The organism is Bacillus sp. B2-WWTP-C-10-Post-4 (genome assembly GCF_009183805.1).
GTDB lineage: Bacteria > Bacillota > Bacilli > Bacillales > Bacillaceae_G > Bacillus_A > Bacillus_A cereus.
Genome location: NZ_WEII01000059.1, coordinates 1 through 22,126, shown reverse-complemented (window position 1 = coordinate 22,126; position 22,126 = coordinate 1). Strand labels below are relative to the sequence as shown.

Sequence of the window (22,126 nt, the reverse complement as noted above, 5' to 3'; positions counted from 1 at the left end):
GTAGAAAGGGGAATATTGAATGGATAAAAAGAAAAAACAACGTATGAAACGTGTAATTTTCATTGGAATTATCGTAATGATTGCATCGTTATATATTGGAAGTGAATTTCAGGGTCGGAATGGGAAAAGTTATGCTCCTGCAAAGTATTTTGAAACAGGAACAAAATTGATTTCGTTTTAATAATAATTTTGCCTCTTGCATCAACTATTGTGAAAAGTATTTCCAAATGATCTCTTCTTTTCTCCATAAAATGAAAGAGAAAGGATAGCAACCGACACCTTGGAATATTCAGTTGTGTTAGATTAATTACAACATATTTTTGGGATGCTTAATAGGTTAGAAACCTTGTTATAACAGGGTTTTTGGAGCGAGGTTAATTATCGATTACGTGGTTTTTAAATAGAAAAAACAGATATTTTTTAGAAATGATTGACATGAAACTATATATATCTTAATATTGAAATTGTAATATTAAAGAAAATAAATCCAACATTTTCATATAGACTTTAGATTAGCTAAAAGGACACACCTAAGGCGTTTTACGCCATAGGTGTGTCCTTTTTTGCGTTTAAAGGCTACATAAGGAGGAATATAAACATTGAAGCCGTCTAAGTTTCAAAAGAAGCAGATTACAGCGGTAGGTTTAGCTGCTATAACAGTAGCGGGTATCTATGGATACAATCATTTTGCAGTAGAAAATGCAGTAAAACCAACAAAAGTTGTTGTAGCTGCAAAGGATATACCTGCGCATACAGAGATTAAAGAAGAAATGCTAGTGGAACGAACATTACCTGGTGATGGGATTCCTCCAAATGCATTACGTGTAAGTAAAAAAGAGGTTATAGGTAAGTGGACAAATGATGGGCAGCCAATCACCGAAAATAGCTATCTTTTTAAAAATAAAGTAGTAAAGAAAGAGGAGTTACCTGACTCTGCCATTTTAAATTTGAAAGATGGAGAAGTTGCATTCCCGTTACTCGTTGATTTGGAAACAAGTTCAGGTAATAGTATCATTCCTAACACTTATGTGGACTTATATTTTAAGCAGGTTGTGAAGGACGGGGACAATGAGAAGGTAGTATTCGGTGGTCTTTTCCAACGTGTACGTGTTACGGCTGCAAAGGATAGCAATACAGAAGATGCATTTGTACTAGAAAAGAAAGAATCAAAAGAGGAACAAGAAGGAAAACAAAAGCCAAAAGTAACGCGATTATATACATTGGCTGTTTCACCAGAACAACTTCAATATCTAAATCGTGCGAAAACACTTGGAGATGTAATTCCTGTTGCAGTTGGACAAAAGGTAGAACAAACAGGGAAAGAATTAGAACCAGCAGAAGGATTCTCGCAAATATCTGACCAGAAAAATATTTTAGACTATGTAGAGAAGCATTCAACCAATCCCATATCTAAAAGTGTAAAAGAATATGTTGCACAGTATCTGAACGAATCCAAATAAGGAAGGGGCTTTTAAGATGGACCGGCAAGTAAGAATGGTTGCCTTTTATGCGACAAACGAAAACGTAGGAAAAAGCACGTTAAGTATTGCGATGGCAAATGAGTTAGCTCATTTAGGGAAAAAGGTGCTTTATGTAGAAGCGGACCAAGTAAGACCAAACTTCGCGGTTGGAACAGGTCTTAGCCATGAGAGTAAAAATATGCTAGGGCTTGTAAGAAAAGAAAATGAATACAATCTCTTGCAGTATATTTGTACCAAGCAAGATTTACTAGAAAAAAAAGTAAATCCAAGGTTGACGCAAAAATTACACGATAAGATGGATTTTCTGGTGTTTCCATCAGGTTATAGTTTAACTCAATTCCCAGAGATTCAAAACAAAGAATTGTTTGTAACGACATTTATCGAATCACTTGTAGATACAGAATATGACTACATCATCCTATCGGTACCAACTGAATTATCCGAGGTGCTTAGTTACCCAATCCTATACCAATCAGACCTTGTTGTTCATGTGCTAAATGGCAACCCTCGTGGTGCGTTAGCAATTAAAAGAGAATTACAACTAATAGAAGAAGCAAAGCTAACATTACCTCGTATGATTCATGTTTTGAATATGGGAGACGAGGACTATGTAGAAGATATTGAAAAGCTTTCTTCCCAAAACATTGCGGTGACAATTCCGTATGACAGAGATCGTACGAGTTATGAATGGGGGATGCAATTTGGTTCCCCGCAAATTAATGCAAAGGTCCATCATATTATGGAAGTAGCTGGTCTTAATATTCCATCCCAGCACTCCTCTATGAAAAAGGGTCTCTTTGGTTTACGAAATTAAAAAGGTGGCAAGTAGTATGTGGGGCTATTTACAGGAAAAACAAGTATCCTTAAAGCGAAATCGAGTGGATTTATATCACTTTGGTTATAGGATTCGTTCTAAATCGGTTCGAAAGTTAGGAACAACTACAGCTCAACAAATTAAAGATATTACAGATGAAATTCGTGCATTTTTAGTAAAAGAACATCGTGATATCTTAAGCGAATCCTTTATGAATAAAGAGAAGAGAACAGCTGTGGAGCAAATTATTAAAGGCTTTTTACTAAGCAATCAAGTCGTCGTTTCAGATGTACCTTCGGAACAGTTACTAAATATGGTGTGTGATGAAATTGTTGGATTTGGGATTATAGAACCTTTAAAAGAAGATAAGGATGTAACTGATATTTATATCAATGGCACAAAAGAAATCATTTACGAAAAAATCGGAGAGGGAGAATGTACATTTCCTTACCGATTTGAGACAGAAGAAGAAGTGAAAGCCCTAGCTTATAAGATGGTAAACAGTACATCAGAGTCATTAAATACAGCAAAGCCATATGTTGACTGCGTATTTCCGTATATAAGAATCAATATAGTCCTAGATGAGCTAGGGGGGCTAGGAACAACAATAACGATTCGTAAGAATGCAGATCACCTCCGTGCCTCTAAAGAACGTATCTTATCTACCAATCAAGCATCGAAAGAAATGTTACACTTTTTGGCTGCAGCTGTGAAAGCCAAAATGAATATTTTAGTCGCTGGAGCAACAGGTACAGGGAAGTCAGAGTTTATGAAGTATCTTGCTTCTCATATTCCAAATGGGAAGCAGAAAGAACGTACTCTCGTAGTAGAAGATAACCCCGAACTCTATTTACATCGCATATTTCCAGAACATCACTTCGTTCCGATGCAATGTAGGGCATCAGAAGTGGAAGAAAATGTAATCGATTTTGACAGATTGTTAACAAATGCTTTACGTCAGGGACCAAAGCGATTAATTGTAGGGGAATCGAGGGGGAAAGAAGCGTTAAAAATGATTAACTTCTTTCAAACAGGGCACCCTGGTTTCACCTCTGTCCATGCAAGAAGTGCAAAAGAAGCGGTTAGACGTTTAATGCTTATGTGCCTTCAAAGTGGTGCGAATATTGATGCTCAGTATTTATATGAATTAATTTCACAGACATTTGATGTGATTGTCTTTTTAGAGAAGAAAGATGATGGGAATCGCTATATTACAGAGATGATTGAATTGTTAGATTATCGAGATGATATACAGTTCAATCAGCTTTCTCAATTTATTCCGTCGGGTGAGGAATACGATGAAATGAATGAGAGTGTAGGAAAGATTCATGGAGATCATATCATTACAGCAAAAATGTCAGCTGAAATGGAGAAGAAATTCCGTTCTTCTACTGTAAATCCAGCTCTTTATGCGCCATTCCTTTCACAAAAGGAGGTGCAGTATGCATAGTTTGTTAGCTTATGGATGTATATTTTTAATCTTTATTAGTGTAGGATTGCTCGTTTTACTTTTTGCAAAATCTAAAGGTTCTGCTCTTTCTCAATTTGTTCAAGAAAATGAGAAAGAAGAAAGACGCTTGGAATTAAGAAATATCAAAGGGATACGAATGTATTTGCCACAATCCGTTATCCAAGAAGCCCAAAAGTACGAGTGGAAATTGACAAAAAGTATGTACTGGTTATATACGATTCTTTCCGGAATGAGTATTGCAGCAGTATTCTATTTTTCCTTTGGTAGAGATCCTTTTACACTGATTACTGTTTTATCTGGATTTTTAGTTCCAAGGTTTCTTCTTTATCGAAGAAAAAAATGTTACTACTTGATTGTCATTGACCGTCTTTCTATCTATATGAAGGCAGTAGCAAATGCACTTCAAATTAGCAACAATGCAAAACGTGTGTTAGTTCAGGTGAAACCAATGATGCATGAAAGCATTCAAGAAGAAATAGAAAAAGTTTCTCTTTTATTAGAAGGTGGAACCACAATGCATCGTGCATTTAGAGAATTCAATGAAACGTTTAACTTTAGAGAATTGGTATTCTTCCATGAAATGTTGGAAGTGTGTAGCCGAGAAGGTGGAACAAATTCAGTACAAGTCCTACTAGATATTGCAGAAGATTTTGAAAAACAAAAGCTATATCTGGCAAGATTGCGTTCTAGTTTGTCGCAAGCACAACGGGCTTTTGTACAGAACTGCTTAATCGTTATCGCCATGCCAATTGTTATTATGTTGATGTCAAAAGAAGCATATGGATTTTTAGCAGGTTCTATGATGGGAAAAATTGCGTTAGCGGTAAATATGTTGATTGTATTTTTTCTAGCAACCCGTGTAGAAAAGATTGCAAATTATAACCCAACAGAAAGAGGGGAATAAGGTGTCTACGATTTTATCTGTAGTTGTATTCGTTGTCATGTACTGGATATTCTCTACCTTTATACAAAGTAAAAAAGACAGCGGTAGCTTACTTACGAACTATGTAGAAAATGCAAAACGAATTGAAAAGAAAAATTTAAATCAAATGATGCTTGCTCCCTTCCAGTCGTTATCACATAAGTATCTGACAGAAGAAAAAAAAGAGCAGATCCAGAAAAAGTTAGAAGAAGCTGGCTTGGATACGGAACCAGAAGAATATCTGAGAATGAAGGTAGCATATCCCATCATTTTTACCTCTGTTTTCTTAATATGTACTGTATTTCATGATTACTATTTATTTAAAGTAGGTGCTCTAATGTCACCATTGCTTTATTTCTATCCTGATTATCTATTAAAGAACAGAAGCAAACAGGCGATTGAAGCTAGGAAGTTCGAATTACCAGAGTATCTAATTCCCATGTTGCAGTTGTTAAAAACACATACAACATTAGAAGCAGTAAAAAAGGCAGAGATATATGCTGGAAGACATCTTCGTCCGTATGTATCTACACTTACTGCGGAATTAGAAATGTATGCGGGCTCGGATCAACCATTTCGAAACTTTGCTGCTGCTTTAAATAGTCCAGAAGTAAATACCTTTACGATTGCATTGCAACAAGCACAAAAAACGGACAAGGTACAGAGTCTTCGCATTATGGACGCACAAATTAAAATGATGCGCGAGTTAAAACATGAGAACTATAACCGTCTCATTCAAAATAAGCCGATGGAAATGAATAAATTTAACGTTGCTGTTATTGGTTGTATTGTGATTTATCCGATGGTGATTGTTATTCAATCTTTAATGCAAGGATTTGCAAGTTTATAGAAAACATTATCAAAAATGAAATAGGAAAAGGAGTAATACACATGTTAACAAAAATAAAGAGTTGGTTAAAAAATGAGAATTCACAGTTATCATCAGAAAACGGTATGTTAATCGCCTTGGCGGTCATTATCGTATTAGTGATTGGCCCGTTTGTATGGAAAGCAATCCAAGGTGGTTATGATACGATTCTAGCTCGATTCACAAAAGCATCAAGCAATGCAGATGTGAATTCTTGGAACAAGTAATAGAAGTTTTAAATTAATGATGTTTTTTACGTATAGCTCAAATAAATGGATAAGGGAGATTCAATCATGTTAGCAAAAATGAAAAATTGGTTAAAAAATGAGGATTCACAGTTATCATCAGAAAACGGTATGTTAATTGCCTTGGCGGTGATTATCGTATTAGTAATTGGCCCGTTTGTATGGAAAGCAATCCAAGGTGGTTATGATACGATCCTGGCAAGATTCACAAAAGCATCAAGTAATGCAGACGTAAATTCTTGGAATAAGTAATTAAAGATTTAAATAGATAAGTTCTAATTTTAGTAGATACTTAAAATTGATATATAAAGGAGACGAAATGAAATGTTAGCAAAAATGAAAAGTTGGTTAAAAAACGAAGACTCACAATTATCATCAGAAAACGGTATGTTAATCGCGTTAGCGGTGATTATTGTATTAGTAATTGGCCCGTTCGTATGGAAAGCAACCCAAGGTGGTTATGATACGACTCTAGCTCGATTCACAAAAGCATCAAGCAATGCAGATGTTGATTCTTGGAACAAAAAATAAATATAAAAATAAACGAAGGGGCTACTCTAAAAGTGGTTCCCTTTTTTACACAGTATTTTTATATGAAATTAAGAGGGGAGTAAAGAAAGTGAGCCTGTATATCATGGGATTATTTCTAAGTTATATGGTACTTAATGTATTTACCGACTTAAAGTATAGAAAAACAAAAAATATATGGCATTTCATTTTTTTAGTAGTAGGTTTAGGTATCACGTATTTTGCTGGAATACGAACGGGAAAAGAGATTGTAATTGTACTAACTATGGCCTTAGTATGTGGCTTATTGTTAGAGACATTTAAATTTTCTTCACCCGGTGATACGAAAATGCTTGTGGTGGCAGCTCTATATGTTAGTAATGTAGTAGAAGAATCGGCTATGCTTACCGCGATTACATTAACAGCTTTCCATTTACTATTCTTTTGGATTGCTAGCATTTATCGATTAATAAAAATTTTAGGTTTTGTAGGGGCCATTAAAGACCAATTGGAGCATGCTGCGTCTATATTTGGTGTGAAACTGCCTAAGAAAGAAATAAAGCTAATACAGAGCTTTCCTGGGGCTTGTTCTATTTTACTAGGGGCAATGGTGTATATTGCGTTCACTATCTATCAAAACGGAGGTATCTTGGTTTGAACAGTAGGATCATTCATCAAAGAGAAACCTATATTTACTTTACAATCTTTGCGCTTATAGGAGTTTTCATTTTAAATATGTTTATTAGTATGTTGTTGGTATTAGCATATCCGTTACTAATTGGATTAATTGTGCAGGTTATCTTATTGCAGAAGATGAAAAAACCATTCTATCGGAGCGGAAAAGAATTAACGGAACAATTAAAACTAAAAAATATATTTCTAGTAGAATCAAACATTTTAGGAGATGAAGAAGGAACTGTCTATGAGGTGCATCAAATGCCTTTTTCATTTTCTAATGGATTAATTAATAAAGATAAGAGTTATAAAGTCATAAAACAAGAGTATGATCGAAAGGTCAAAGAGGATTTAACGAAAATTGCGAAATGGCAAGTTACAACAAAAGCTAGACTTGTTACGACAACACACTTTCGTTTATATACAATTTGGCAGAAAAATAGTACAGGCTATCAATTAAAAAAAGTAGAGGATTGTATTGATCCATATGCAAAGATGAACCTTATACAATGGATGATTGCTTCATTCTATACGACTGGTCGTATTAAGTACGATAAAAAACCCAAAGAGTGGGCTAGCTATGAATGGATTACTTTAAGGTAAATAAAAAGACAGAACGTAAAACTTCTGTCTTTTTTTATTTAGCTCTTAAAATATGAAAGAAAAATTAATATATTAAACATTGTAAGAGATAAAACATTCAGAGGAGTAGATTTGATTGACTGATTTACCAATGATTAAGGGAATGCTATTTTGGTTAGGATGGGCTCTATTCTGCTGTTTAGCTCTTTTTGTAGCAAACGATGAAAATAAGTACTTAAAAAGCCTCTCGTTTAGTATGTTTATGACTGTGTTAGTCATTAAGATGGGTGGATATTAATAGAGGGTGTATCCAGCTCATTTTTTATTATGTCAAATTAGTAGTTTTATTTGGATTAAAAGGATCTCCATATAAAAATGGAGATCCTTTTAAAATGACGATGAGATATGACTCGATATCTCGTGTAGGGCACTTTAATTATACATTATTTCAAGAAATTAGAAAATAATGTACAACAATGGCTAGACTTGCTATGACAATACATTTTCGTTTATATACAATTTGGACAAAAAAAGTATAAGCTATCAGATGAAGAAAGTAGAAGATTGTATAGATCCATATGCCATGATGAAACTCGTTCAATGGATCATAGCATCGTTTTTTCACAACTGGCCGTGTGAACTACCCACCACTTAACGTCATAATGGACTAGAATTTTTTGACTCCGCCCAACCGAAATTGTGTAGTGATAGTAAAGTAATTTAATAATAAATTTGTACAAAAAATAATACCTAAAACAGAAATAATAAAGTTGTTTAATTTCAGCTATCTAATTTTTTATAATCCATCTATTGAACAGTTTTTTTATGTGTTGGATAAGCTGTAATTAATACTGGGGATTCATTCTCTGTTATTTGCCAAACAGTATCTATAGAAACAAATCCACCATTTCTTCCTTCAATAATTATTAAAGTAACAAATCTTAACTGTTCATATTGAGGATTTTGAATAAAAGATACATCTTTAAATTCTCCAAAATTTATCTTTTTCAATATTTCTTCCGCTAAATATTGTTTATCTTTCAACTCTATCCCAAGGGCATTTTTGAAAAACTTAGCCTTATCTTTTCCCCTTTCATGCTCCATATTTAGAAGATATTTACTTAACTTATCATCGTGTATTTTACTCCTTTCTAAAATCCCACTTAAAGTTAAATGAAAGTTTTCAACACCCTTAAATTTCCCTTCTGAATAAGCATTAAGAATTGCCTGATATAAAGAGGAGAATTTTAAGGGCTTTTTCCTATCGATATCAATAATTTCATTTAAATATGTAGAATAATCTCCAAACAATATTTTTTCTTTTTTATCGTTTTACGACAGAAGACTCCCTCCTCAATTTGTGTGAAGGTGAGATAGCACCAGCAAATAGGTGAGAGATGAATGTCGGTTGGCGTAAGCCAACATGTTTGCTATTATATACTTGTACAGATCGCTCTTTGCAAACTGAAGATATAAGGTTGGTTGCAGAAAAACGTTGCAATCGTAAAATCTTCAACGTTCTACCATCCCACGTTTGCCGAAGTTGCGAAAACCAAGCTAAAGTAGGTAGCGTGATGAGTCAACGTACAAGATACTTCTGTTTTCACCGTAGGGACTACGGGCTGAGCCTGCTAAGATAACTGGTGGATACATCGGTGTTCGCAGGAATCTCCCACTTTAAACAGTCCGTAAGGACGTTAAGTGGTGAGTAGTTCAATAGAACGGGAAATCATAGTACAACAATCAAAAAAACTTAAAGTACTAATAAGTACTAATAAGTAAAATGCTACTTAAATCCTTAATTACAGGAACTAAACTATATTCTTCTTTCTTTGCTTTATAATATTAAGCATCTGACTACGTAGCAGGAGTTGTAGAAAGAAGCTGATACGGAAGATTATGAAGAGAGAAAGTTTTAGTGGAATTTAAGCAACAGCTGATTAACTGTTAGTATTTTTCTTTGTAAAAAAAAATTCAATAATTTATCGTTGCAACCGCTTACTTTTTGTGTATAATGAAGGTAAGTTAATAAATAAAAGGATTGTTACTGTTCAGCAGGCAAAACCTAAATTGATCTAGAGGCTACGGGTGTAGTGTGGCTTTTGGAATCAGTTTAGGTTTTTTTATTACCTTTTGTGACTTTAAGAAGAAGGTGGAACAATATGAGAATCCATAAAATCTTAAATAACAATGTTGTTTGTACGATGAAGGATAATGAGACAGAAGTTGTACTTATGGGCAGAGGTTTGGGATTTCAGAAAAAAGTAGGCGATGCGATTGATGAATCTAAGATAGAAAAAACCTTTGTGCTAGAAACAAGAGAATTATCAGAGAAACTCGCTAAGTTGCTAACTGAAATTCCTGTAGAAAATTTAGAGATTACAGAGAGAATTATTCAGTTTGCTAAGACAGTTTTGCCGGGGGATTTAAGTGATTATATTTATCTTACATTAACGGATCACTTAAGTTTCGCCTTAACTCGGCATAAAGAAGGAATGGATCTCAAAAATACTCTGCTTTGGGAGATAAAGAGGTTCTATCAGAAAGAGTTTGAAATTGGTCTACAAGCTTTGAACATCATTGAAGAAGAGACTGGGCTTAGACTTTCTGAAGATGAGGCAGGGTCAATTGCACTGCATTTCGTTAATGCACAGCAAGGAGAGCCGGCAATGCAACAAACGGTAACGATGACGAAAATCGTCCAAGATATTTTAAATGTTGTAAAGTACCACTATAAGATGAACTTAGATGAGAATTCATTTAATTATAGTCGGTTTGTAACGCATTTACGATATTTTGCTCAGCGTTTAATGCAGAAGGAATTGAGCTCGGCCGATGATGATTTTTTATACGAGCAAGTGAAAAATAAGTACGAAGAGGCGTATTGTTGTACAGAAAAAATTGAAGCATACTTACAAAAAGCACATAATAGTCATCTTTCAAAAGATGAAAAGGTGTATTTGACGTTGCACATTCATCGTGTAACGAAACGCAATGAATTATGTAATTGAATAAACGGGATTGTTACTGTTTAGCAGGCAAAACCTAAATTGACTTGTAATGGAGTGATTCATATGTATCGCACCGTTATGGTTAATTTAGGTTTTTTCTTTTTATAAAAATGATAAATGAGATGATTGTAGGGGGAGAAATTATTATGAAGTATGAAAAATTGGCAAAAGACATACTGAAACATGTTGGCGGGAGAGAAAATATAAATAGCGTTATACATTGTATAACTCGCTTACGATTTCAGTTGAAAGATGAGGGGAAAGCTAATACAGAAGTACTGAAAAGTATGGAAGATGTTGTGACTATTATGAAAAGCGGCGGACAATATCAAGTTGTAATTGGTAACCATGTATCCGACGTGTATAAAGCGGTTATTGCTGCCGGAGGATTTCAAGAAACAGAGGAAGAAAGTGCGAGTGAGAAGAAAAAGAGTAGTCTAATAGATATTCTTTCTAGCATTTTCACTCCTATTTTAGGGGTGTTAGCTGCAACAGGGATGATTAAAGGATTTAATGCACTATTTGTAGCGTTAGGCTGGTTAAGTACACAGTCAGGAACGTATCAAATATTAAATGCAGTTGGCGATTCGTTATTTTATTTCTTCCCGATCTTCTTAGGATATACAGCAAGTAAGAAATTCGGAGGATCACCATTCATCGGTATGGCAATTGGTGGAGCATTAGTCTATCCGGCTCTATCCGGTATAACAGCAAGTGAGCCATTATATACGTTATTTGCAGGGACTATGTTTGAATCACCAATTCATATTACGTTTTTAGGAATACCAGTTATTTTAATGAACTATGCATCATCTGTTATTCCAATTATCCTCGCTTCTTATTTTGGAGCGAAAGTAGAAAAGTCTTTAAAGAAGGTCATTCCGGATGTTGTGAAAACATTTGTACTACCATTCTTAACGTTACTAATCGTTGTACCAGTTACATTTCTCGTTATTGGTCCAATTGCGACGTGGGCAGGGCAGTTTTTAGGACAGGCGACGCTTTGGCTTTATAATTCAAGCCCATTAGTAGCGGGTGCTTTACTCGGTGCTTTCTGGCAAGTGCTTGTCATATTCGGCCTTCATTGGGGCGTTGTTCCGATTGGCTATAATAATTTAGCAGTACACGGTATTGATCCGATACTAGCGCTTATATTTGCTGCTTCATTTGCTCAAATTGGTGCTGTACTTGGCGTTTGGATGAAAACGAAAGATCAGAAATTAAAAACACTTAGTATTCCGGCTTTTATTTCAGGTATTTTCGGTGTTACAGAGCCGGCGATTTATGGTATTACACTCCCTCTTAAAAAGCCGTTTATTATGAGTTGTATTGCTGGGGGAGTTGGCGGCGCAATACTTGGCGTATTTGGTACACAAAGTTATATGACGGGTGGGCTTGGCATATTTACGCTTCCGACATTTATTAGTCCGGAAGATGGGATTACAGCTGGATTTTGGGGAGCAATTGTTTCGATGGTTGTTTCTTTAATAGTAGGTTTTATTCTGACTTACTTATTTGGTTTTACAAAAAAGCAAACATCTACAGAAACAGATGGAACAATTGATAAAGTTGCTGCATCAAACGATGATGAAGTAATCTTTAGTCCTTTTCATGGTGTAGTTATGCCACTTCAAAACATTGATGATGCTGCATTTGCATCAGGTGCGTTAGGTGAAGGCGTTGCGATTGAGCCTTCGGAAGGAAAGTTATTTTCACCAGTATCAGGTACAATTTCTGCGCTGTTCCCGACGAATCATGCAGTAGGAATTACGGCGGATTCAGGTGCTGAAATTTTAATCCATATTGGGATGGATACTGTGAAATTAAATGGCGAGTTTTTCTCCTCTCATATTGAACAAGGAGCGAGAGTAGAAAAAGGGCAATTACTTATTGAATTTAATATAGCTGAAATTCAAAAGGCGGGTTATATTGTGACAACACCAGTTGTTGTTACAAATTATGATAAATATAGTATGAAAAAAACTGAAGTAGAAAAGATTCAAGCAGGAGATTCTTTACTAGAGTTAGGAGTTAAATAGTAGTTACATTTCATTATGTTTCACACGAAGAAAGGTATTCCTTGAGAATCGTAATACCTTTCCTCGTTAAATCTTATATAAAGGAGTTTTTCTATATGTCTAAAGTTATTTTTCCTAAAGGATTTTTATGGGGGGGAGCGATTGCTGCCAATCAAGTTGAAGGCGCATATGTAGAAGACGGAAAAGGATTAACGACGGTTGATCTATTACCAACTGGTGAAAACCGCTGGGATATTATGAAAGGAAATATTCATTCCTTCACACCAGTAGAAGGAGAGTTTTATCCATCACACGAAGCAATTGATTTTTATCATCGTTATAAAGCAGATATTGCTCTTTTTGCAGAAATGGGATTTAAAGCGTTACGTGTATCGATTGCGTGGACGCGTATTTTCCCAAATGGTAATGATGAAAAGCCAAATGAAGCAGGATTACAGTTTTATGATAACGTATTTGATGAACTGTTGAAGCATGGCATTGAACCAGTTGTTACGATGGCTCACTTTGATGTGCCTGTTCATTTAGTAGAAAAGTATGGAAGCTGGAGAAGTAGAAAGCTTGTAAAATTCTTCGAGACGTACGCAAAAACGATTTTTAATAGATATAAAGATAAAGTGAAATATTGGATGACGTTTAATGAAATTAATATGCTTTTACATTTACCTTTCATGGGAGCAGGTCTAGCATTTAAAGAAGGTGATAATAAAAAACAAATTCAGTATCAAGCAGCACATCACCAACTTGTCGCAAGTGCGTTAGCTGTAAAAGCTTGTCATGAAATCATTCCAGATGCAAAAATTGGTTGTATGCTCGCAGCTGGTGCAACGTATCCATATACATGTAATCCAGACGATGTTCTTCGTGCGATGGAACAAGACCGTGAATCATTCTTCTTCATTGATGTACAAGCAAGAGGAGCATATCCTGGATACGCAAAACGCTTCTTTAAAGATAATAATTTAACAATTGAAATGGAAAAAGAAGATGAGGAAATTTTAAAAGAGTATACTGTTGATTATATTGGATTTAGTTATTATGCAAGTAGAGCAACAAGTACAGATTCAGAAGTGTTAAAAAGCATAACGAGCGGGAATGTATTCGGTTCAGTTGAAAATCCATATCTTGAAAAATCAGAGTGGGGATGGACAATTGATCCAAAGGGCTTCCGTATTACAGCGAATCAACTTTATGATCGCTATCAAAAACCTTTATTTGTTGTTGAAAATGGTCTCGGTGCAATCGATCAATTAAATGATGAAGACGAAGTGAATGATGAGTACCGAATTGATTATCTAAAGAAGCATATGATCGAAATGTCCGAAGCAATTCAAGATGGAGTAGATATTATCGGTTATACAAGTTGGGGCCCGATTGACCTTGTCAGTGCTTCTACTGGCGAAATGAAAAAACGTTATGGATATATATACGTTGATAAAGATAATGAAGGAAAAGGTTCATTAAAAAGATCGAAGAAGGACAGTTTCAATTGGTATAAAGAAGTAATTGCGACGAATGGTGAGAGTTTAAAATTTTAATTAGGAAAAGGAGGCACCTTGATGGATGTCTTCTTTTTTCGTTGTGAATAAAGCATGGAGGAAGAGTGCTATGACTAGAACGTATAAAGAAATAATTAATGAAATGAACAGAGTTTATAATTAATTCTAAATTTTACCGTTTTAGGAGTTAAAAGATGAGTACGGTCTTACAGGACAGCAAGGGAGCATGCTATTTCATACTAATTTAAATGAGAATACGACAGCAAATCACATTGCGGCTACTTTTAATATATCAAAAATGGCTGTGAGCCAAGTTTTATCGGAATTGGAAAAGCAGAAGATGATTTCAAAACAAGTAAACCCTAACAATAAAAGGGAGTATTTCCTTACACTTGGTCCAAACGGTAGTAAGTATATAGAGCGATTGTCTGAGTTAGATGATGTATTAATTGAGAAATACTTTTCAAAAATCTATATAAATGCTTTAGAGCAAATGACGGATACGTTAACGAAAATAAATAAGGTTATATTGGAAGAAAAACAGGAGGATCTTGATTGTAATGAGTAAAAAGGAGGGGAAGCATGTGATGAGTTACATACAAAATATGATTACAATAGCAAACTTTGTATGTGGCCTTTTGGCTATTTACGCTGTTTTCGTTCACTATATGTAATTGGGATTTCATAATTGGCATTACAGGTAATCCTTCTTGTTCCAATAATATGTATCTCTTTTTGTTATTCTCTATGAGAACCTCTTGTGCCCTCATAAAACTCACCCCCTAAAATACTATTAAAGCTCTAGCTAAAGCCCTCATTACGCCTCCTTCTATGGGCGACGACCCCACCTTTAGTACATATATTTTTCTGGATATTATGTCCATATTTTGCTATATTTTCAATGTGTGTATAAAGAATCTAATATGTATAAGAAAAGAGGATATATGCCCTAAGGACCTCACCATCTCCATAGGATGGCGAGGCTTTTTAATGTACCAAAAAAAGACACCCAAATAAGAGTGTCTTTTCCCATAGTTTTTAGCAGAAGCAAGCAGCTCCAACGATGATTAATAAAATAAACAATACAACTAATAAAGCAAATCCTCCAGCGAAACCACAGCCGCCACAACTACCACCAAAGCCCATAATAGTTCCTCCTTTAAATAGGAGGAGAAAAATAAGGAGTCACTCATGTATTTTAATGGATTCAAATTACTTTATGTTTTTATGGATTAAATGAGCAGGTCCTTTTGAAAATAAAAAAAAGGCGCCATAAAGCGCCTCCCATTTGGGTAAATAAGAAGTAAGGTTTCTAAGATAACTGAAAAAATAGAACAGGTGCTTAGATTTTATCACGATTTTTTGCTGAATGAACATGCATTATTACATATTATCATAAACCCCTCTATTTTCCATTTGATAAAATAAATTACCAATATTAACAAAATTCAAATAAATATTTCTATAAATTCAAAATATTTACAATTAATGAAAAAGTGATACATTTAAGTTGCAGGTTATAAAAAAGTATTAAGGGGGCATTTTTATGTTTAAGAAATTAGTAGTAGGAGCATTAGTAGCTGGTATCGCATTAACAGGGGGGATTGGGGCAGCCTCAGCAAGTACAGAAAATGGATCTAATACACCAAGTTCTGTAAAACAATTAGCAGAATGCTATAAAAAGGAAAACGGTAAGTATGTAAGAGAAGTGAGAAATTCCAAAAGAATTTTTGCTACTACTTTTACTGAACAAGCTTGTGGCGGGACAGTGTATTGGTATTTAAAAGAAATCAATGAAGATGGCGGGGGATATGTCGCTAAGTATGAGGGTTGGATTCAATAGTATGTTTATTTTAAAAGAAAGACACTCTTTTAGGTGTCTTTCTTTTAAATATTTCCATAAAAAAAGACACTCTAAGGTGCCTTCCTCCGACTTGAACCACTTTAATTTTAATAATATGTATTGGACGCCAATCCAAAGATAATTCTAACATGTTTTCATATAAATGAAAGCGGATCCTTTAACTTACTTAATTACTTTGTCCATAATTTCTTTATATTTGTTAAATTGGTCATCTTCCATATCACCATTCATTTGTATAAGAAAGTTACCTTTTGCGTAAGTATGAGAGAATAGCATTTGATTACCATTACCTAAATCGTCATAGTATTTCTTAGCTATTTCAAGATCTTCTTTGTTTTTAAACTCAAATATTCTACTACCACTATCTTCACCTAATGCTGGAACCAGAATGCGCTTTGCTTCTTTTCTAGTATTTCCAAATTCTTTTTCTGGTAGATCACTAGGATTGTCAGCTTCTAATCCTGCAGCTTTAAATTCTTCAATTACCTTACCAACCGTGACATTATTTGTCATTGATTTAACGCTGTCACAAGCGGATAAACCAAATAATAATAGAGCTCCAATAAGTAATACTGCTAATCTTTTAAACATAGTTGTTCATTCCTCCTAATGTAAATGAAAAAGAGAGCTGGAGCCTTCAAGGAGGTATGGAAACAATTATGAGCTTCAAGGGCTATCTTAGAATTCAATACCACAATTCATTTTTTGGAAGTGTATTTGAGAACCTTTTATTTTTGGATTATAAGAGTGCTCTCACATTTACGACAAGCAATTTTCTCTTCTTCAAAAATGAATAGATTCTCAGCATCACATTCTGGGCATACAACTGCAAATGGTGTTTTTATATTTTTATAGCATAGGAAAGACATGACTGCCAGGAATAGAGCAGGTATAACAAGCATCATAAGTAAGAATAGGCCTGCAAAAACGCCTGCAATTATGGAAAGTGGTTTCATTAGTTTTCTACCCACGGAGTTTACTTGATTATCCTTCTTACGAAAAGCAGTAACAATGTAAGTTTTGGTTTCTCTTACCTGCTCAAATGCTCTTACTGTATTGTAATCTTGTTCATTCATAGTGGAATAGGAAGTGTTTTGCCCTTGAAACCCTCGTTGTATATAATAGTTGTTTGAATCAGCTATTCGTGGTGTATACGAGATTCCAGTTCCAGGTATATAAGTTGTTGTTCTTGATTCAGGTGGAATGGAGTTCCTTCCCGTACCTGTGTATGTAAAGTTAATTTTCACACCCGGGGAAACTTGGATAATTCTACGAAACTTATAACCCATAATATTGTATCCTCTCCATCTAATTAATATAATCATTTACTTATTATAACAAATTTTTAACTTAAAATTAATATATTATGTTTAAACAAACTAATAAAAGAGAGTAATATTGAAGTTGACTAATTTAAGGTGCTTTAGGAGTCCTTTTTTATAAAGAAAAGACATCCTAAGGTGCCTTCCGACTTGAACCACTTTAATTAAAATAATATGTATTGGACTCCCATCCAAATATTATTTTTTCATGTTATGTTATATTTTGTTATGATTTTTAATTTCGGTTAACACCCAATTTTGATTCAATTCCATTTAAGCTAGCTTGAGCGTTACTTAGCTTTTGATCGAAAAGCTTGATTTATTTTTGAGCTTCTTCCATTCTTCCTTTCAACGGGGCTACTCCTTTTACTCCTTGAGTTACAGCTTATCCAACATTACTTCTATAGTTAGTTGCTAGTCCAAACTCTACTCTGAATTTCTCAATCTTTTCTTTTCATGTTATTTGTTACTCGTTATAGGGAAAGTTATCATGCAATGAAGAGTGAGAAATCAAGAATTATAAAAAATATAGTATGTTGGAAATAATATATTTAGATGTTATAATTAAAATCTCTAAAACTACCCAAAAAAGACTACCAATATGAAATTGTACCCAATTGTTAATTATGTGTCTAACAATTGGGGTGCACTTCACAAATGGTGGTCTTTTTTATATAGGTGAGATTGTACTAGTATGATAAAGTAGAATTAACTGTATATTGTGAGGGTGATTATTTATTCCTCCTTTCTATTTGAAAGAAAAGGGGGAGAGAATATATCTATAGATTTTTTGTTTGAGCTTCTAAAAGAATTTGTGAAAGCAATTGTAAGTGAAGTTTCTGCGTATGTTTTTAGGAAACAAACTTTAGAAAAAAGATAACAAAAAACAATCCCCGTTGCCATCGGAAGCAAAAGGGTAGGTTTCGTAAAAATAAATGATATAACTACCATCCTGACGGTAGCAATTACTAGAAGTGATGTTAGCGCATCTCTTCTTTTTTATGTATATTTGACATAAAAAATCAATGAGCATGTAATAGATATAATGTACAAAAGAAAAGACACTGAAAAGTGTCTTCTTACGATTTGAACCGTCGTAATATGGCATTGGATACCAATCCGAGTATTATTTTACCACGTTAAATAATTTTGGTTATTGAGAAAGAATAAAAGCACTCTTTCGAGTGCTTTTAACTATTCAACTTTTAAATTAATTTCTTTACCTGTCATACCGCCACTTGCTTTTAAGAAAAGACCTTCAGCATCTTTTGGAATATCAAATACAATTTTACCTGTCTGTGTTAGACCAGGATTTAATTGTTTTAAGAAGAAGTCAGTTTTCCCACCATTAGCCAGGTCAAAAGATGTTTGACCTTGTGTTGAATATGTGAATTCACGACCTTTGCTATCTACTAATTTAAAACTATTAGCATCAACAGTGATAGCGTCTTTTTGATTATTAGTAAGTGTAACCTCTAAAATTTTAAAGACACCTTGTGCTTGTTCTTTTGTATATTCATTACCCACAGAATCTACTGTTTCCATAGATCCTACAGCGATTTTTACATCAGAAGATACACCTTCTTTTGATACTGCTTTAGTGTCTGTTGAAGTTTTTTCTGTTGAGTCTCCACCACCAGCGACCATAGCAATTATTCCGATTACAAATAAAGCTATAATGCCTAGGCATCCAAATTTAAATATTTTTCCCACGTTTGTTCCTCCAATTATGTAAAATATAAGATTGCCAAGATAATAATAACAAACTATATATAAAGATATTGTCATATTATGTCGAAAGGAAATAAAAAAGATAGTTTAGAATTTTCAGGCTGAAATTCCGTCTTATGACCTATTTTTTCTCGCATATTGGCAGTACTTCTTACTCATAAAAAAAGACACCCAAAGGTGCCTTCTTCCTACTTAAACCACTTTAATTTTTGGACCTTCTTCCTTACCGAATGGAAAGTAGAGATGATTCAATTATGTACCGATCTGGAGCGTCTCCTATATAGTCAAAAGGATAACAAGTTGTTAATGTTAATGTTGGCTCACTTTTTTCTACAATAACTGTTCGATCTTCTGAATCTGTTATCCAATGCTTGTTAATTTTATATGTATATGTTTTATTTTCATATTCCACAATAAGTTGTTCATTTTCCTTTAATTGACCTAGCTCGGTAAAAACAGTATCTCTATGTCCACTTAGAACTGTATGACCATTTCCAGATGGTGTAGTGGTTAAGTCACTAACAAACATACCTACACCCTTTTTTAGTACTTTATCATCAGCTCTCCAATATACAGAGTATTTCTTTTGTATTTTAGGGATAATTAAATATGCTACTTTATCTCCTAACTGATGGTTTACCTTTGAAGCGGGAATTTGTACAGATTCTTCCGGTTGTAATGTAGTTTCCGTCTCAGTCTCTGTTTGATTGCTATTTTGCGTTTCATTTTCTTTAGAAGGTGTGGAGGTCTCATATTGTTTAGCCTCGTTAGTTGTTAACGACTCTGCTGATTGTCTAGCACTATACCATTCTAGAAAATAATAGGAAAAGATAGTAAGTCCAATAACAGTTAAACATAAGCCTATCCATTGTTTTTTATTCACTTTTATCACTCCATTTGAAAACGACAGGATTTCTCCTGCCGTTTTAAGGAACTATTTTATGCGTTTGTCTTTTTGCGACGGAACATTAATACAGATCCAGCTAATGCTAATCCTAAGCTTGCTAACATCATTGTAACACCGTTTGATGCTGTATTAGGTAATTTCTCACCTTGTTTTTTCGTTTCTTTTTTCACAGTTGTATTAGTATTTTTCTTTGTTTCTTTTGCAGTTGTTTGAGGCTTAGTTTGTTCTTGTTTATTATTTATTGCTTGGTTGTTTTGTTTTGAATTCTCTTGCTTAGTGTTTTCTTGTTTAACAGGTTCTTGTTTAATGTTTTCCTGTTTAGTATTTTCTTGTTTAGGTTGTTCTTGAGGTTTAGTAGTTTCTTTATTTTCTGTTGTAGTATTTGTGCTCTTTGGATATTTATAATCTTCACATGGAATGCCGTCTTTATCATTATCTAAACGATGTGGATCATTCCCAACACCATATCCATTTTGATCCCAGAATGCTTGAGCATCTTGTTGACTTTTAAAATGTCCACAGTTTTTTGTATCATTAGGACTCTTAGCTGCAAATGCAGAAGAACTGTACCCCACTGTTAATAGTGTTACCGCTGTTGCTGAAGCTAATAATTTTTTCATAAATTTCTTTATCCCCCTAAATGGTATGTATTTACATTGAAATATTTTACATTTAAAAACCTGAAAATACAATAATAATTTGTAGATAAATGTAAGATTTCTAGATAATAATACCAAACTATTAATTCATATATTGTCATATTATGTCGAAAGAAAATAAAAAAAGAGCCAAAGCTCTCTTTAATAACTAATACTAACCATAGTCACTATTCTCACAGTAATATGAATTTGATTTATCACAACAAATATATGTTGTTTGTTGGATAAATAATGGCCTTGATGAGGCGTTAACTGAAGTGGCATTTAACATCCTCAAATAAGAAAGTCCTTGTATCTCCCTGGTGTTAATCTAATTGTTTGTGGAGTTGTGGATTTAAATGTTCTACTAGTCAATGTGACGAACGCAGCAAATACAAAGCTAAAGCTCAAACTAAAACGAATAAGAGTCTTAGTGTGGTTAGTTGTAAAATTTTCAAATAGAGTAATTGTAGAGTTAGGTGGAATTTCAAGACTTGTAAGGTTAGTTTCTGATCCGAAAATTGTACAGGTCTCTATAAAACTGTTGGTAGAGTTTGAAGAGTTACATGATTATCTTTATTGGAATCAAAATAAGCTTACACATCCAAACTATTGATAATAGCTAATATTTGATGATCTGTCCATTTGCCATTAATCCTTATATTTTCTTTCGCTATACCTTCTTTTTTAAACCCCACTTTTCCTAATACACGAATAGATGCTATATTATCAAGCATCGCTCCTGCCTCAATTCTATGTAGCTTTAATTCCCTAAAAGCAAAATCTACAACAAGTTGAAGAGCCTCTGTTGTATAGCCCTTTGCATTATGCTCCTTATCTAAAGTGAATCCCGTATAACAGCTTTGGAGGTCTCCCCTAACAATTTGAGTTAATGAAATGTCTCCAATCAGTTTATCATTTTCTCTTAAAAAGATTCCAAAAGGGTATACTTGCCCTTCAGCTGTCTTTTTTAGAGCTTGTTCAAGACGTATTTTTTGATGTTCTTCTGTATAAAAAACTTCTGGGAGCAATGGACAAACTCGTTGAAAAAATTCGCGATTTCTAATATGTAAGTTAGCTAACTCGTTAGCATCATCAGTTTTATAAAGCCGAATATAAATGTGCTTCCCTACTAGTTTCATAACATCCCTCCAACATTTTTATATGTCTAATGAGGCAAAAGTATACCGTATACTTTATACAGTTGGCTATTGTCAGGAATCATTTTGCACGAAAGAAAAGACACTCTATATGAGTGTCTTTTCCAATAGTTTTTAGCAGAAGCAAGAAGCTCCAACGATGATTAATAAAATGAATAACACAACTAATAAAGCAAAGCCTCCAGAAAAGCCACAACTACCACCATAACCCATAATAGTTCCTCCTTTAGATAAGAGGGGAAAACTAAGGTTCACTCATGTATTTTAATGGATTCGTTTCATCTTATGTTTTTCCGCATTGATTGAGCAGGTCCTTTCGAAAACTATTCACATATTAACTATATTTTTAAAAATAAATAATTTAATTATATCAATAGATAGATAAATTAATAT

The 22,126-nt window shown here is 34.0% G+C and carries 26 protein-coding genes and 4 pseudogenes; 19 read left to right on the top strand and 11 right to left on the bottom strand.

The features are described from left to right. Positions 1 to 19: 19 nt before the first annotated feature. From GBN78_RS30310 to GBN78_RS31205, 13 genes and pseudogenes are all read left to right on the top strand, one after another. Entirely contained in the window at positions 20 to 181 is a 162-nt protein-coding gene (locus GBN78_RS30310) for a hypothetical protein (protein ID WP_000358417.1), read from the top strand. Positions 182 to 599: 418 nt separating this feature from the next. Further along, positions 600 to 1,460: a Flp pilus assembly protein CpaB gene (gene cpaB / locus GBN78_RS20160; RefSeq protein WP_000804789.1), complete on the top strand. Its 861-nt coding sequence runs from the start codon at positions 600 to 602 to the stop codon at positions 1,458 to 1,460. A gap of 16 nt (positions 1,461 to 1,476) precedes the next feature. Next, positions 1,477 to 2,295, top strand: coding sequence for an AAA family ATPase (locus GBN78_RS20155; protein WP_000375878.1), 819 nt, complete (start codon positions 1,477 to 1,479; stop codon positions 2,293 to 2,295). 16 nt (positions 2,296 to 2,311) lie between these two features. Beyond that, a complete protein-coding gene (locus GBN78_RS20150; RefSeq protein ID WP_000264617.1) occupies positions 2,312 to 3,745 on the top strand; it encodes a TadA family conjugal transfer-associated ATPase in 1,434 nt (477 codons plus the stop codon). Further along, on the top strand, positions 3,738 to 4,670 hold the full coding sequence (locus GBN78_RS20145) for a type II secretion system F family protein (protein WP_000555815.1): 933 nt from the start codon (positions 3,738 to 3,740) through the stop codon (positions 4,668 to 4,670). Before GBN78_RS20150 ends, GBN78_RS20145 begins: the two co-directional genes overlap by 8 nt. 1 nt (position 4,671) lies before the next feature. Beyond that, the gene (locus tag GBN78_RS20140) at positions 4,672 to 5,538 is read left to right on the top strand and encodes a hypothetical protein (RefSeq protein ID WP_000104224.1); all 867 of its coding nucleotides are present in this window, start codon (positions 4,672 to 4,674) and stop codon (positions 5,536 to 5,538) included. Between the two features lie 41 nt (positions 5,539 to 5,579). Then, positions 5,580 to 5,783 (top strand): hypothetical protein, encoded by a 204-nt coding sequence (locus GBN78_RS20135; protein ID WP_000956288.1) that lies wholly within the window; start codon positions 5,580 to 5,582, stop codon positions 5,781 to 5,783. Positions 5,784 to 5,849: 66 nt separating this feature from the next. Then, the gene (locus GBN78_RS20130; protein WP_000879955.1) at positions 5,850 to 6,053 is read left to right on the top strand and encodes a hypothetical protein; all 204 of its coding nucleotides are present in this window, start codon (positions 5,850 to 5,852) and stop codon (positions 6,051 to 6,053) included. A 72-nt stretch (positions 6,054 to 6,125) separates the two neighbouring features. Next, the gene (locus GBN78_RS20125; protein ID WP_152127652.1) at positions 6,126 to 6,332 is read left to right on the top strand and encodes a hypothetical protein; all 207 of its coding nucleotides are present in this window, start codon (positions 6,126 to 6,128) and stop codon (positions 6,330 to 6,332) included. A gap of 88 nt (positions 6,333 to 6,420) precedes the next feature. Then, entirely contained in the window at positions 6,421 to 6,966 is a 546-nt protein-coding gene (locus GBN78_RS20120) for a hypothetical protein (RefSeq protein WP_070184264.1), read from the top strand. After that, a complete protein-coding gene (locus GBN78_RS20115) occupies positions 6,963 to 7,586 on the top strand; it encodes a hypothetical protein (protein WP_152127651.1) in 624 nt (207 codons plus the stop codon). Before GBN78_RS20120 ends, GBN78_RS20115 begins: the two co-directional genes overlap by 4 nt. A gap of 115 nt (positions 7,587 to 7,701) precedes the next feature. Continuing rightward, positions 7,702 to 7,863 carry a hypothetical protein gene (locus GBN78_RS30305; protein ID WP_153600826.1) on the top strand — a complete coding sequence of 54 codons (162 nt, stop codon included), beginning with the start codon at positions 7,702 to 7,704 and terminating at the stop codon, positions 7,861 to 7,863. 172 nt (positions 7,864 to 8,035) lie between these two features. Then, positions 8,036 to 8,236 (top strand): annotated as a pseudogene (locus GBN78_RS31205) (hypothetical protein); the annotation flags it as partial. Between the two features lie 136 nt (positions 8,237 to 8,372). Here GBN78_RS31205 and GBN78_RS20110 read toward each other — a convergent pair. Next, positions 8,373 to 8,876 (bottom strand): DUF6883 domain-containing protein, encoded by a 504-nt coding sequence (locus tag GBN78_RS20110; protein WP_223153446.1) that lies wholly within the window; start codon positions 8,874 to 8,876, stop codon positions 8,373 to 8,375. Between the two features lie 13 nt (positions 8,877 to 8,889). After that, entirely contained in the window at positions 8,890 to 9,081 is a 192-nt protein-coding gene (locus tag GBN78_RS30300) for a hypothetical protein (RefSeq protein WP_153600825.1), read from the bottom strand. A gap of 646 nt (positions 9,082 to 9,727) precedes the next feature. Here GBN78_RS30300 and licT point away from each other — a divergent pair. The 5 genes and pseudogenes from licT to GBN78_RS20075 all read left to right on the top strand — a co-directional run. Then, on the top strand, positions 9,728 to 10,576 hold the full coding sequence (gene licT, locus GBN78_RS20095; RefSeq protein WP_070184266.1) for a BglG family transcription antiterminator LicT: 849 nt from the start codon (positions 9,728 to 9,730) through the stop codon (positions 10,574 to 10,576). 146 nt (positions 10,577 to 10,722) lie between these two features. Next, positions 10,723 to 12,615, top strand: a complete 1,893-nt coding sequence (locus GBN78_RS20090) for a beta-glucoside-specific PTS transporter subunit IIABC (RefSeq protein WP_070184267.1) — start codon at positions 10,723 to 10,725, stop codon at positions 12,613 to 12,615. A gap of 95 nt (positions 12,616 to 12,710) precedes the next feature. Further along, positions 12,711 to 14,150, top strand: coding sequence for a 6-phospho-beta-glucosidase (locus GBN78_RS20085; RefSeq protein ID WP_076775727.1), 1,440 nt, complete (start codon positions 12,711 to 12,713; stop codon positions 14,148 to 14,150). 70 nt (positions 14,151 to 14,220) lie between these two features. After that, positions 14,221 to 14,679: pseudogene (locus GBN78_RS20080) on the top strand (MarR family winged helix-turn-helix transcriptional regulator). Continuing rightward, positions 14,672 to 14,782: pseudogene (locus GBN78_RS20075) on the top strand (CDP-diacylglycerol--serine O-phosphatidyltransferase); the annotation flags it as partial. The pseudogenes GBN78_RS20080 and GBN78_RS20075, both read left to right, overlap by 8 nt. Before the next feature lie 367 nt (positions 14,783 to 15,149). Here GBN78_RS20075 and GBN78_RS20065 read toward each other — a convergent pair. Further along, complete coding sequence (locus GBN78_RS20065) at positions 15,150 to 15,257, bottom strand: YjcZ family sporulation protein (RefSeq protein WP_000505670.1); 108 nt, start codon at positions 15,255 to 15,257, stop codon at positions 15,150 to 15,152. 400 nt (positions 15,258 to 15,657) lie between these two features. On the opposite strand from GBN78_RS20065, the gene GBN78_RS20060 reads away from it, so the two are divergent. Next, positions 15,658 to 15,954 (top strand): hypothetical protein, encoded by a 297-nt coding sequence (locus GBN78_RS20060; RefSeq protein ID WP_000473833.1) that lies wholly within the window; start codon positions 15,658 to 15,660, stop codon positions 15,952 to 15,954. A gap of 183 nt (positions 15,955 to 16,137) precedes the next feature. Here the strand turns inward: GBN78_RS20060 and GBN78_RS20055 are convergent, their stop codons facing one another. The 8 genes and pseudogenes from GBN78_RS20055 to GBN78_RS20015 all read right to left on the bottom strand — a co-directional run bounded on the left by GBN78_RS20055 (position 16,138) and on the right by GBN78_RS20015 (position 21,946). Next, a complete protein-coding gene (locus GBN78_RS20055; RefSeq protein ID WP_152127650.1) occupies positions 16,138 to 16,566 on the bottom strand; it encodes a stress protein in 429 nt (142 codons plus the stop codon). A gap of 137 nt (positions 16,567 to 16,703) precedes the next feature. Next, complete coding sequence (locus GBN78_RS20050; protein WP_000540768.1) at positions 16,704 to 17,264, bottom strand: DUF4236 domain-containing protein; 561 nt, start codon at positions 17,262 to 17,264, stop codon at positions 16,704 to 16,706. A 268-nt stretch (positions 17,265 to 17,532) separates the two neighbouring features. Continuing rightward, a pseudogene (locus tag GBN78_RS30660) lies at positions 17,533 to 17,751 on the bottom strand (ribonuclease); the annotation flags it as partial. A 740-nt stretch (positions 17,752 to 18,491) separates the two neighbouring features. Further along, positions 18,492 to 19,010: a DUF4352 domain-containing protein gene (locus tag GBN78_RS20040; protein WP_000516003.1), complete on the bottom strand. Its 519-nt coding sequence runs from the start codon at positions 19,008 to 19,010 to the stop codon at positions 18,492 to 18,494. Positions 19,011 to 19,251: 241 nt separating this feature from the next. Continuing rightward, complete coding sequence (locus GBN78_RS20035; protein ID WP_152127649.1) at positions 19,252 to 19,911, bottom strand: class D sortase; 660 nt, start codon at positions 19,909 to 19,911, stop codon at positions 19,252 to 19,254. Positions 19,912 to 19,967: 56 nt separating this feature from the next. Beyond that, the gene (locus GBN78_RS20030) at positions 19,968 to 20,555 is read right to left on the bottom strand and encodes an excalibur calcium-binding domain-containing protein (protein ID WP_070184270.1); all 588 of its coding nucleotides are present in this window, start codon (positions 20,553 to 20,555) and stop codon (positions 19,968 to 19,970) included. A 614-nt stretch (positions 20,556 to 21,169) separates the two neighbouring features. Next, positions 21,170 to 21,715 carry a GNAT family N-acetyltransferase gene (locus tag GBN78_RS20020; RefSeq protein WP_070183577.1) on the bottom strand — a complete coding sequence of 182 codons (546 nt, stop codon included), beginning with the start codon at positions 21,713 to 21,715 and terminating at the stop codon, positions 21,170 to 21,172. Positions 21,716 to 21,847: 132 nt separating this feature from the next. Next, a complete protein-coding gene (locus GBN78_RS20015) occupies positions 21,848 to 21,946 on the bottom strand; it encodes a YjcZ family sporulation protein (RefSeq protein WP_076775400.1) in 99 nt (32 codons plus the stop codon). Between the last annotated feature and the right edge of the window lie 180 nt (positions 21,947 to 22,126).